The organism is Arthrobacter sp. NPDC056493 (genome assembly GCF_042795115.1).
Lineage (GTDB): Bacteria > Actinomycetota > Actinomycetes > Actinomycetales > Micrococcaceae > Arthrobacter.
Genome location: NZ_JBHTSL010000095.1, coordinates 1 through 11,184 on the forward strand (window position 1 = coordinate 1; position 11,184 = coordinate 11,184).

At 66.2% G+C, this 11,184-nt stretch carries 8 protein-coding genes; 5 read left to right on the forward strand and 3 right to left on the reverse strand.

All coding sequences use genetic code 11. The features are described from left to right. Window positions 1–176 precede the first annotated feature (176 nt). Both ACFQ50_RS23630 and ACFQ50_RS23635 read right to left on the reverse strand, forming a co-directional pair. Window positions 177–563, reverse strand: coding sequence for an Rv3235 family protein (locus ACFQ50_RS23630; RefSeq protein WP_377998043.1), 387 nt, complete (start codon window positions 561–563; stop codon window positions 177–179). Between the two features lie 232 nt (window positions 564–795). Then, window positions 796–1,626, reverse strand: coding sequence for a LysM peptidoglycan-binding domain-containing protein (locus tag ACFQ50_RS23635; protein ID WP_377998044.1), 831 nt, complete (start codon window positions 1,624–1,626; stop codon window positions 796–798). Between the two features lie 158 nt (window positions 1,627–1,784). Here ACFQ50_RS23635 and ACFQ50_RS23640 point away from each other — a divergent pair, with 158 nt between their 5' ends. After that, window positions 1,785–2,354: a hypothetical protein gene (locus tag ACFQ50_RS23640; protein WP_377998045.1), complete on the forward strand. Its 570-nt coding sequence runs from the start codon at window positions 1,785–1,787 to the stop codon at window positions 2,352–2,354. Window positions 2,355–2,399: 45 nt separating this feature from the next. Here ACFQ50_RS23640 and ACFQ50_RS23645 read toward each other — a convergent pair whose 3' ends face one another. Continuing rightward, window positions 2,400–2,615 (reverse strand): helix-turn-helix domain-containing protein, encoded by a 216-nt coding sequence (locus tag ACFQ50_RS23645; protein WP_043419585.1) that lies wholly within the window; start codon window positions 2,613–2,615, stop codon window positions 2,400–2,402. Between the two features lie 153 nt (window positions 2,616–2,768). Between ACFQ50_RS23645 and ACFQ50_RS23650 the strand changes: the two genes are divergently transcribed. From ACFQ50_RS23650 to ACFQ50_RS23665, 4 genes are read left to right on the forward strand one after another with little or no spacing between them, the layout of a single operon-like run. After that, window positions 2,769–3,413: a hypothetical protein gene (locus ACFQ50_RS23650; protein ID WP_377998046.1), complete on the forward strand. Its 645-nt coding sequence runs from the start codon at window positions 2,769–2,771 to the stop codon at window positions 3,411–3,413. Beyond that, window positions 3,410–4,738 (forward strand): CpaE family protein, encoded by a 1,329-nt coding sequence (locus ACFQ50_RS23655; protein ID WP_377998047.1) that lies wholly within the window; start codon window positions 3,410–3,412, stop codon window positions 4,736–4,738. The genes ACFQ50_RS23650 and ACFQ50_RS23655 overlap by 4 nt, the downstream gene beginning before the upstream one ends. A 58-nt stretch (window positions 4,739–4,796) precedes the next feature. Next, window positions 4,797–9,650: an NAD-glutamate dehydrogenase gene (locus tag ACFQ50_RS23660; protein ID WP_377998048.1), complete on the forward strand. Its 4,854-nt coding sequence runs from the start codon at window positions 4,797–4,799 to the stop codon at window positions 9,648–9,650. Between the two features lie 35 nt (window positions 9,651–9,685). Continuing rightward, entirely contained in the window at window positions 9,686–11,155 is a 1,470-nt protein-coding gene (locus tag ACFQ50_RS23665; protein WP_111905820.1) for a sensor histidine kinase, read from the forward strand. Window positions 11,156–11,184: the final 29 nt, after the last annotated feature.

Genomic DNA, 11,184 nt, shown 5'->3' on the forward strand with positions numbered 1-11,184 from the left:
CACCGAGACTGGCGGAGCCGAGACTCGTGTCGAAGGCTCGGCGGCGGGCCGTTCGGGCAACCCGGCCAAGGCCGCAGCGCAGGACCGGCGCGACGGCAAGAAGAAAAAGCGCTAGCCAGCGGATAAAGACAGGAAGGGACCGGAGCTCAGGCTTCCGGTCCCTTCCTGTTTTCGAGTCAGCCAATCTCCAGGGCTGTCACACGCCAGATGTTCTTGCTGCGTTCCAGCCGGACGGCCACTGCCCGGACCCGCAGTTCATCAATCACCACCGCGCTGGCTTCGTAAACGTCAGGCGTCACCCCGCACGCGCGGACCGAGCGGACTGACGCGTTGCGGTGGAGCAGCCCCATTTTCCGGGGAGACCGGGCAGCCACCCGCCGGGTGAGGGCCGCCCGGTGCTGGAGGACGGTGAGGCAGCGCTGGTCCAGCCGCCGTGCCAGCTGGTGGATGGGCCGTGTTCCTGCGAGGACTTCAATAGCGGCCTGGACTGTGGCCCTGGTGATGGCGCAGATCTCTCTCGCCTCGTCGTCAGGGGCGGGTGCAAGCGCCAGCCGGGCTGGCACCGGGCCGGTTTGTGTTCGCCCGGTTTCCCGGGGCCGGGTTGGCTCAGGGCGGATGGGAGCCGCTCCCGCGCGAGCCGGCTCTGCCGGGACGGGCTCAAGAACAGCGTTTCCTGCGCGCCGTAGTGGGGTTACTGCAGTCATGATCGGTCCTTCGGTAGAGGCTGGCTTGGGAAGGCCGCAGGAAGGGCGCGGCCGCGGGTCGGTGGCGGGGAAGGAAACCTGCTGGCGCTCCTTACGGCGGTGGCGGCGGGCTGAGGAGCTGGCCCGGGAGAAGGACGTTGGGATCGGCTCCGATGACGTTCCGGTTGGCCTGATACCAGAGCGGCCAGCGGGCCGCTACTTCCACCTCGGAGGCGCCGGGCCCCAGCTCGCGTGCGGCGATGGTCCACAGTGATTCCCCGGCCCGGACGGGTACTTCCCGGCGGGCCGTGGCTGGCTCAGCCGTGGCCCGGGCGGGCAATGGGCTGACGAGGCCGGGTTGCGCCACCGGGACGCGCGGCTTCCACTGCGGCTGGTGTTCGCTGCCTCCTGCGACGGTTCCTTCGGTGACCCCGGTTCCTTCGGTGCCGCCGGGTCTTTCGGTGCCGCTGGAGTCCGCGGAATTGCTGGCGGGCAGGTCTGGCCGCTCGGCCAGGGGCGCCCACGCTGCAGAGAGGGACGTTCCGTTGCTCGCGGAAAGGGCTGCGGCCGGCAACTCATCCGCCTGGGCCAGCGGCGCGCCGAGGAGCTGGATGCCAACCGCGGCCAGCGCCAGCCGGCGCATGAAAACAGGGCTGAACCGCCCCGTGGCGCGGGCGGCAGCGTGATGCCCGGTCCGTTCCAGGAGTGCCGATGCGAAGGCGGTGGCCAGGGACAGCAGCCACCAGGCAATGACGGTCAGCCCCGCGGCGAGGGCCAGCAGGCCAAGCAGGTCGTCGAAGAGCAAAGCCTGCTGACGTGCAGCGGACCTCATCCAGTGATCGACGATTCCGGCTCCGGTGAGAGCCAGAAAGACTCCGAGCCCCAGGATGACAAAGGCAAGGGCGGCTTCTGCCCTGACCGGGCGCCGTACCTCTTCCCCCATGACTTTCCCCCAATCAGCCCATTTGATGCAGTTTGACCAACTTTGATGTGTTTGGTCCTGTTCGAGACAGTTTGCAGCAGTGTGTCTGGGTTGTCTAGGGAGATAGAAAAGTTTGTGGATTAATTGACCGCCCCCGAGGGCGCGCCTACGCTGTCGCCATGCGATGGAATGCACTTTTCCAGGATCTTGAGCTGCAGCTCGCCGAGGCCGGGGTGCTGGGCCTGGAGTCCGAGATTGCCGAGCGCTCCCGAGCGGAAACGGCCGCCGTCGCGCTCGATGACAGGCTGCGTGGGTCCTTGGGCTGCCACGTTGGCATCCATTTGAGTTCGGGACCGGTCTTTGCCGGCACCCTCAGTCATGCCGGGTCCGAAAGCCTGGTCCTTGACGAGGCGGCGCATCAACTGCTGATACCGTATGCCGCCGTGGGCCGCTACACCGGACTGGGGCGGTTCGCCGTGGGCGAGGCATCCCCGGTGCGCCGGAAACTCGGCCTTGCCAGCGCGCTGCGGGTGCTGGCGCGGGACAGGGCTGAACTCACCGTCCTGCTGTTAGGGCGGTCAACGGACATGCAGTTCTCCGGCGTGATCGACAGGGTGGGACGGGATTTTTTTGACCTCGCCATGACATTGCCCGGCGAAGCGCGCAGGGCTGGCCGGGTTTCCGATGTGGCGACGGTCCCGTTTCAGGCGCTGGGTGCGCTCCGCTCAAGGCGCGGCGGCGACCTCTGACGGCTGATGGCGGGGAATCCACCGTCCCGCCGGGTCCTCCCGTGCTCAAACGGACTTGGACTTGGCCTCTTGGATCATGCGGCTTGCCTCGGCATAACGCTCTTCGATGTACTGCTCAAGCATCTTTTCCTCGACACGCCACTGGCCGCGGCCACCCACCTGGATTGCCTTCAGTTCGCCGCTGCGGACGAGGGCATACGCTGCCGGCGCATTGATCTGAAGCTGTTCGGCTACATCTGCAAGCGTAAGGAATCGGGGCATAGTCCAATTGTGCCACCGTTGGGCGTGGATGATGCCGTTATCCACAGTTTGATGTTGTTTGCCTGAATACCTTTCCGATCGAGCAGTCATGCCGTAACAATGATCATGACCGGCGCGGGTGAAGCGCCCAGGCGTCAAGGGGGAGCAGTACGCATGAGTGCAAGCACGGCGGCCACCGGAGCCCGGCTGAAGAAGCCTTCCTGGAAAGACCCGAGGCTTCTGGTGGGTGTGCTCCTGGTCCTCGCCTCTGTCGTCGGAGTCGTAGCTCTCGTCGGCAGCGCGGACCGAACCACAGAGGTGTTTGCCGCCCGTGAGCCAATCGCCGTCGGCCAGAAACTCACGCCTGAAAACATCAGCCGGGTCAAGGTGCGCCTGGGCGACATCGAACCGCACTATGTCACGGCCGAGTCAGGTATTCCCGACGGCCAGGTGGCCGTCCAAAGGATCGCCAAGAACCAATTGGTGCCCCGTGAAAGCCTGGGCAGTGTCGACGCCCTGGACCGAAAGCCGGTGGCCGTCACGGTTCAGGAGGCCTTGCCTGAACAGGCGGTGGCGGGAACCCGGGTGGACGTCTGGGTCTCCATGCCTGACGCCCGGGACGGCTTTGCCGAGCCGAAGCTGCTGCTTCCCGGCGCGGAAATCGCGGAGGTCTCAGAAGGATCCACCGCTCTTGGCGCCTCGAAATCCACCGTCCTGATGGTCCTGGTGGGGGACGGGCAGATGGCCTCGCTCCTTGGCGCACAGGCAAACGAGGCCAAAATCTCCGTGGTCTGGAATCCCGGCGGGGCCGCCAAGTGAGCATCCCGGTTGTCACCGTCGGTGAGTCCCAGGAAGACCTGGTTGGTGGACTCGAGCGGCTGCACGGTCCAGTCACGGTGGTCCGGCGGTGCGCAGAGCTCGCGGAGCTGCTGGCCGCCTGCCAGAGCGGGCTGGCGCGGGCTGCCGTTGTTGCCGAGGGAAGTGCGGACCTGACTGCATCGCTGGTGGACAGGCTCGCCGCCGTGGGCGTAGCAGTCATCGCCCTGACCGACAGCCCCGAGGAGCGGTTGAGGCTTCGCGGCATCGGGGTCACGGCGGCGCCCTCGACCGTTGAATCCACGGTACTCGCGGAAAGTATTGCCGACGCCGTCAGCCGGCACGCAGGCCTGGGGCTGGCAGGGCTGAACCCCGGCGCCGGTCCCGCTTACACCACAGGCTTCGCCGACGCCGGCGCGGCCCTGAGCCCGGAGGCTGTCGACGCCGAACCGGAGCAGACTCTGGCCGGAACCGGCAGGGTCCTGGCCGTGTGGGGGCCGGCCGGGGCCCCCGGCAGAACCCTGGTTGCCGTCAACATTGCAGGGGAGCTGGCTGCCCAAGGCAAGTCAGTCCTGCTGGTCGATGCCGACAGCTACGGGGCCAGCGTCGCCGGCGTCCTCGGGCTCCTCGACGAGGCAGCTGGTCTGGCACAGGCCTGCCGGCTGGCCGACCAGGGCCTCCTGGGCCGGGAAGCATTGCTTCGCGTCGCCGTTCCAGTTATCGCCACGGCAGGAAATTTCCGGGTACTGACCGGCATAACCCGGGCTGACCGCTGGACCGAGCTGCGCGCGGCCGCGCTGGCCCTTGTTTTGGACAGGGCGCGGGAAATGGCGGACGTCACCGTGGTCGACGCCGGCTTTTGCCTTGAGGCGGACGAGGAGCTGAGCTTCGACACCATGGCACCGCGGCGCAACGCCGCAACCCTCAGGAGCCTTGAACTGGCCGATACTGTGATCGCCGTCGGATCGGCGGATCCCGTCGGTGTGCCCCGCCTTGTCAGGGGGCTGGCGGAACTCGAGGGTTCGCTGCCGGGAGTCAACCCCGAGGTGGTGCTCAACAAGGTGCGGGCCTCGGCCGTGGGCCGTTCGCCGGAACGCCAGCTCCGCGAGGCGTGGGACCGGTTCGGCCCGTCGGCGGGCATTAAGGCCTTCCTTCCGTGGGACCCGGGCGCAGCGGACGCGGCGCTGCTGTCCGGCTCGTTATTGCTGGAGTCGGCCCCGGAATCCCGGCTTCGGGCGGCGATCGCGGAATTGGTTTGTGCACCTGTCCAGCAAAAACGCCGATCCTCTGTGTTCTCCTCCACAGCAAGGCGCAGGCTGACGGGCTAGGCTCACGGTGAGGGCTGCAAGGAAGCAGCCGCAAACTGTCTGATGGAGGCGTGTGTCGATGTCGTCTGGGTCCAGCGTGGAGGATCAGTCCCGTTCAATCGGAGCCGAGGAAGGCTTCTTTGCGGACTACTACGAGCATCTGGCGGAGGAGGACGCGCGCGCTTATCCGCACGAGCTGCTGGCGGCCCGGGCTGAGACCCACCGCGCCGTCGGTTTTGAACGCCGTCCGGGCAGCGCCAACATCTCCATCGTTCCTGAGGGCGACCGCAGCGTTGTTTACATCGTCACGGACGACATGCCTTTCCTCGTGGATTCAGTCAACGCCGAACTGGTACGTCAGAATTCGGCCATCCACCTTGTGCAGCACCCCATGTTCGTGGTCACGCGCAACCGCGAAACCAACGAGCTCGTCAAGGTGGACAGGGTCCCGTCCAGCATCGGCATCTCCAGCGGCGACACCGCGGCGCTGCCCGTCCTGTCCCACCTGATTGCCCAGGGCGACAACGCGTCCCACATGGAGTCCTGGATTGCCGTCGAGATCGGCCGCGCCAGTAACGAAGCCGCCGAGCAGCTGCAGGAAGGACTGGAGCGGGTCCTCGGAGACGTTCGGGCCGCCGTCGAAGACTGGCCGAAAATGCGCAACAAGGCACTGCAGATCGCCCTGGATCTGGACAAGGTGGCCCATCCGACGCAGATCGCAGAGCTGCGCCAGGCCCAGGATCTGCTTCGCTGGCTGGACGAGGGCAACTTCACCTTCCTCGGTTACCGGGAATACGACCTGGTCAACGAAGAAGGCGAGGATGTCCTGGAACTGCGCGAGGACAGCGGCCTGGGCCTGCTGCGGGCACACCACGATACCCATCAGGTGCAGCACCTCACCGACGCGGGCAGGCGCAAGGCCCGCGAAAAGCGTGCCCTGGTCATCACCAAGGCAAATTCCCGCTCAACAGTGCACCGGCCCGCGTACCTGGACTACATCGGCGTGAAAAGCTTCGACGCTGCCGGCAACGTCAACGGTGAGCAGCGCTTCATCGGACTGTTTGCCACCAGCGCCTACACCGACTCCGTACGCAATATCCCGATTGTCCGGGAAAAGGTCGAGTCCGTGCTGCGCGGCGCCGGTTTTCCGCCGGACTCGCATTCCGGCAAGGACCTGCTCGGCATCCTGGAGACTTACCCCCGTGACGAGCTCTTCCAAATCGAAATTCCCGACCTGGCCGCGACGGCAACGGGAATCCAGCGGCTGCAGGAACGGCGCCGGACCCGGCTCTTCCTTCGCCCGGACATCTACGGACGGTTCATGTCGGCCGTGGTCTACCTTCCTCGCGACCGGTACACCACGAACGTCCGGCTGAGGATCGAGCAGGAACTCCGCGAGACCTTCCGCGCCGAGTCCATCGACTATGAGGCGAGGATGACCGAATCGGCCCTCGCCCGGCTGTTCTTCCGGATCCGCCTGCCGAAGGGCGCGGATGTCAGCCACGTCAACACCGACGCGCTGGAACAGCGGCTGGTCCGTGCCGCCCGGTCCTGGAGTGAAGGGATCGCCGAGGTACTCCGCGAGCGCAGCGCCGACGACGGTGCCAACGAACTCGCGGCCATCTGGGCCGAGGCTTTCCCGGCCAGCTACCGCGTCGACTACGAAATCGAAGACGCCCTCGAGGACATCGCCCGGTTTGAACAGTACGGGGCCGAAGCCGAGCGTGTTGCGGGCGCCAGGCAGGAACGGCCGGGTGTCCACGTTTATCTTCCCGAGGGGGCCGGCGCCACCCTCGAGGAGGACGCCAGGGTCAAGCTCTACATGCTGGAGCCGAAGAGCCTGAGCCAGATCCTGCCGTATTTCCACAACCTGGGGCTGGAGGTGCTGGACGAGCGGCCGTTCGAGATCGAGACCGCCGACCGCCGGGACTTCTTCCTCTACGACCTCGGGCTGAAGTACCCCGCCGGGGTGGACCCGGTGTCCACGGGCCGGCTGCTGGCGGACTCCTTCGGCGCGGCCGTTTCCGGTGCCGTGGAATCCGACAGTTTTGACCGGCTGGTGCTTCGCGAGGACATGACGTGGCGGCAGGTCATCGTGCTGCGGGCCTACGCGAAGTACATGCGGCAAATGGGGAACACCAACTCGTTTGAGTTCATGGCCGACACCCTGCTGGCCAACCCGGAGGTCACCCGCGGGCTGACTGCCCTGTTTGAGGCACGCTTCGATCCGGCGCTGACCGAGCTGGAGCGGACCGAACGGCAGGAAAAAGTCCGCGCTGAGCTGTCGTCGTCGATCGACGATGTCGCCACGCTCGACGCCGACCGCGTGGTGCGGACGTTCACCAACCTCATCGAAGCAACGCTGCGCACCAACTTCTACCAGGACAAGCCGCACCTGAGCTTCAAGCTCGACCCCTCAGCCATCGAAGGGCTGCCCTTCCCGCGGCCCATGTTCGAAATCTGGGTTTACGCTCCCCGGGTCGAGGGCGTTCACCTGCGCTTCGGCAAGGTGGCCCGCGGCGGCCTCCGCTGGTCGGACCGGCGGGAAGACTTCCGCACGGAAATCCTGGGTCTGGTCAAGGCTCAGACGGTCAAAAATGCCGTGATCGTTCCGACGGGCGCAAAAGGCGGGTTCTTCGCCAAGCGGCTGCCGGATCCCGCCAAGGACAGGTCGGCCTGGATGGCGGAGGGCGTCGAAAGCTACAAGACGTTCATCCGCGGACTGCTGGATGTCACCGACAACCTCGTGACGGGAGCAGACGGCGAACGGCTTGTCCCGCCGTCGAACGTTGTACGGCACGACGGCGACGACTCTTACCTCGTGGTCGCAGCGGACAAGGGCACGGCATCCTTCTCTGACATTGCAAACGGACTGGCAGCGGACTACGGATTCTGGCTGGGCGACGCCTTCGCCTCCGGCGGTTCGGTGGGATATGACCACAAGGCCATGGGCATCACCGCCCGCGGTGCCTGGGAGTCGGTTAAGCGGCACTTCAGCGAGCTGGACCTGGATACCCAGTCCGAGCCTTTCACGGTCGTTGGCGTCGGTGACATGTCCGGGGACGTCTTCGGCAACGGAATGCTCCTGTCCCAGCACATCCGGCTGCTCGCGGCGTTCGACCACAGGCACATCTTCCTCGACCCGAACCCGGACGAGGCAACCTCCTACACGGAGCGGCAGCGGCTGTTCGGGCTGCCCCGGTCGTCCTGGGACGACTATGACAGGAACCTGATCAGCGAAGGCGGCGGGGTGTACCCGCGGCAGGCGAAATCGATCCCGGTGTCGCCGCAGGTCCGGTCTGCCCTTGGCCTGCCGGAGGCCACGACCCAGCTCAGCCCGCCCGAACTCCTGCGCGCCATCCTGCTCGCGCCCGCCGACCTGCTTTACAACGGCGGCATCGGAACCTACGTGAAGGCCAGTTCCGAGACGCACGCCATGGTGGGCGACAAGTCCAACGATGCGATCCGGGTGGACGGCCGCGACCTTCGCGTCAAGGTTGTGGGCGAGGGCGGAAACCTCGGCATGACGCAGCGGGGCCGTATCGAAGCGGCGCTGCAGGGCGTCATCCTGAACACCGATGCCATCGACAACTCCGCCGGTGTGGACTGCTCCGACCACGAGGTCAACATCAAGATCTTCGTGGACCGGATGGTTGCGGCCGGCAAGCTCGACGCCGCCGAGCGCTCGGACTTCCTTGCGGCGATGACCGACGAAGTGGGGCGGCTGGTCCTGGAAGACAACATCGACCAGAACATCCTGCTCCTGAATGACCGCCAGAAAGTCGCCGAATGGAGCCCGAGCTACGAGCGGCTGATGGACTGGCTGGAGAAAACGGCGGACCTGAACCGCGACCTGGAGGCACTGCCCTCCACCGCTGTCCTGCGCGAACGGCTGGAACAGGGGCAGGGGCTTACGTCACCTGAACTGTCCGTGCTGGCCGCCTACGCCAAGATCGAACTGGCGACCGCCCTGCGCGACAGCGACCTGGCCGACGACCCCTGGTTCCGGGAAACGCTCCGGCAGTACTTCCCGGTCCAGCTTCGAGAGAAATTCGACGCCGACCTGGACACCCATCCGCTGCGCCGGGAAATCATCGCAACGGTCGTGGCCAACGACATGATCAACCTGGGCGGCATCACCTTTGCCTTCCGGACCATGGAGGAGACCTCTGCGAGCGAGGTGGCGGTGGCCAAGGCGTTCGTGGCGCTGCGGGAAATCTACGAACTCGACGTCATGGTGTCGGAGCTCAACGACCTGCCTGCGTCGTTCCCCACTGAGCACTGGAGCACCGTCCACCTCGATATCCGGCGGCTGCTGGACCGAGCGGTGCGGTGGGTCCTGGCCCAGGGCAGCGCGTCGCGGCCCATCGCCGACATCGTCGCCGAGTTCCAGCCGCCGATGGAACCCATGCGGGCGCGGCTGCTGGACTACCTGCGCGGTGACGACCGTGAGCGCGTTGCCTCCTGGCTTGAGAAGGCGCGGTCCTGGGGCCTGCCCGAGGACCTTGGCCACCGCTGGGCCGAGTTGTTTGAGAGCTTCGTCCTGCTGGACATCGCCAAAATTGCGCACAACCGCAAGGAGCCGGTGGAGGACATCGCCAACGTCTACTACACGGTGTTCAACCGGTTCCACGCGGACTCCCTGCTGGAGCGGATCAGTTCCCTCCCGCGGAAGGACCGCTGGCAGGCCCTGGCCCGAGCCGCGCTGCGTGATGACCTTTACTCGACCGTCTCAGACATGACGACGGCCGTCCTGGACTCGACCGGCGAAGGGTCGCCCGCCGAGGACAGGCTCAAGGCCTGGGAGCAGCTGAATGCCGAACATTTGGGCCGTGCGAAGAGCATGTTCGATGAGGTCAACGCCCTCGAAGCGGACGACATGGCCTCGCTCTCGGTAGCATTGAGGCTCTTGAGGTCAATCGTCCGACGCTAGGACAAGGGTCCCGCCGTCGAAAAACTGGAGGTGCAGTGGCAATCTTTACGGACCCCATCAGGGAGCACGCTGATTTCGGGCCGGGGGATGCCGAATGGCTGCACCTCCTGGTGGGCGACTGGCAGATGGTGGCCGATCTCGCGTTTGCCGACCTGGCCCTGTGGTTTCCCCATCCGGAGCACGGCTACGTTGCCCTGGCGCACGTCCGGCCCTCCACGACGCATACGGTGTTCCACGCTGACTTCGTCGGGGAGGGCATCCGGTCGGACCTGCAGCCGCTGGTGGACAAGGCGTGGGAGAGCCGCACCATTGAGCGTTCCAGTGAGACGAACTGGAGCAGCGACATGGCGCTGCGGGTCGAAGCCGTGCCGATGGTCAGGAACGGCCGGACGCTGGCGGTGGTCACCTCCCACATGGACCTCTCGAGCTCGCGGATGCCGTCCAGGCTGGAGCTGACCTACCGCCAGTGTGCCTATGACCTGCTGCGCATGGGCACACTGGGGCTCTGGCCGGACTTCGCCTCGCCGACCGGCTCCCGCCGCGGCGCCCCGCGCGTGGGCGACGGCCTGATCCGCCTCGACGCCGAAGGGATCGTCCAGTACGCCAGCCCGAACGGGGTCTCGGCGTTCCGGCGCCTCGGCGACGGCGAATCCCTCGAGGGGCGCTCGCTGGCCGAGGTCACGGCGGGTCTGCTGAAGGACCGCCGGATGGTGGACGAGACGCTGCCGCTCGTTGTTACCGGACGGATGCCGTGGCGCAGCGAGATTGAATCCCGTGGCGTCAGCCTGTCTCTGCGCGCCATCCCGCTCCGCGACGAGCAGCAGCGGTTCGGTGCGCTGGTCCTCTGCCGTGACGTGTCCGAACTGCGACGCCGCGAGATGGAGCTGGTCACGAAGGATGCCACCATCCGTGAAATCCACCACCGGGTCAAGAACAATCTGCAGACTGTTGCTGCACTGCTGCGCATGCAGTCCCGTCGAATGGTCAGTGACGAGGCAAAGCAGGGGCTGGAACAGGCCATGCGGCGCGTTGCAACGATTGCCCTCGTGCACGAGACGCTCTCGCAGGGGCTGACCCAAAGCGTCGACTTTGATGAACTCATCGGACGCCAGTTCCGCCTTTCCGCAGAAGTGGCGTCACCGTCCCAGCAGGTGCGGACACAGCGGTCCGGGTTGTTTGGTGAGCTTCCCAGCGACTTCGCGACGCCGCTGGCGCTGGTGATTAACGAACTTGTCACCAACGCGGTCGAGCACGGGCTGGAGGGACGCACCGGCACGGTATGGCTGCTTGCCGACCGCTCGGCAGGCGACGACGACGAAGAACTGCTCACTGTTACCGTGGCGGACGACGGCGTTGGCCTGCCGGAGACGCCGCACGTGGAAGGCCTCGGGCTACAGATTGTCCGGACGCTGGTCACCAGCGAACTTGGCGGCACCATCCAGTGGCAGCCCCGCGAAGGCGGCGGCACTGCGGTGCAGATTGTCCTGAGCCTGGCAAACCGTTAAAAGGAAAGGCGACGGCCGCGGACCATGGG

Excerpts from the sequence above, each read along its gene's own strand:
- ACFQ50_RS23640 (WP_377998045.1), top strand. The coding sequence starts at position 1,785 with ATGCGATGGAATGCACTTTTCCAGGATCTTGAGCTGCAGCTCGCCGAG.
- ACFQ50_RS23645 (WP_043419585.1), bottom strand. The coding sequence starts at position 2,615 with ATGCCCCGATTCCTTACGCTTGCAGATGTAGCCGAACAGCTTCAGATC.
- ACFQ50_RS23635 (WP_377998044.1), bottom strand. The coding sequence starts at position 1,626 with ATGGGGGAAGAGGTACGGCGCCCGGTCAGGGCAGAAGCCGCCCTTGCC.
- ACFQ50_RS23650 (WP_377998046.1), top strand. The coding sequence starts at position 2,769 with ATGAGTGCAAGCACGGCGGCCACCGGAGCCCGGCTGAAGAAGCCTTCC.
- ACFQ50_RS23660 (WP_377998048.1), top strand. The coding sequence starts at position 4,797 with ATGTCGTCTGGGTCCAGCGTGGAGGATCAGTCCCGTTCAATCGGAGCC.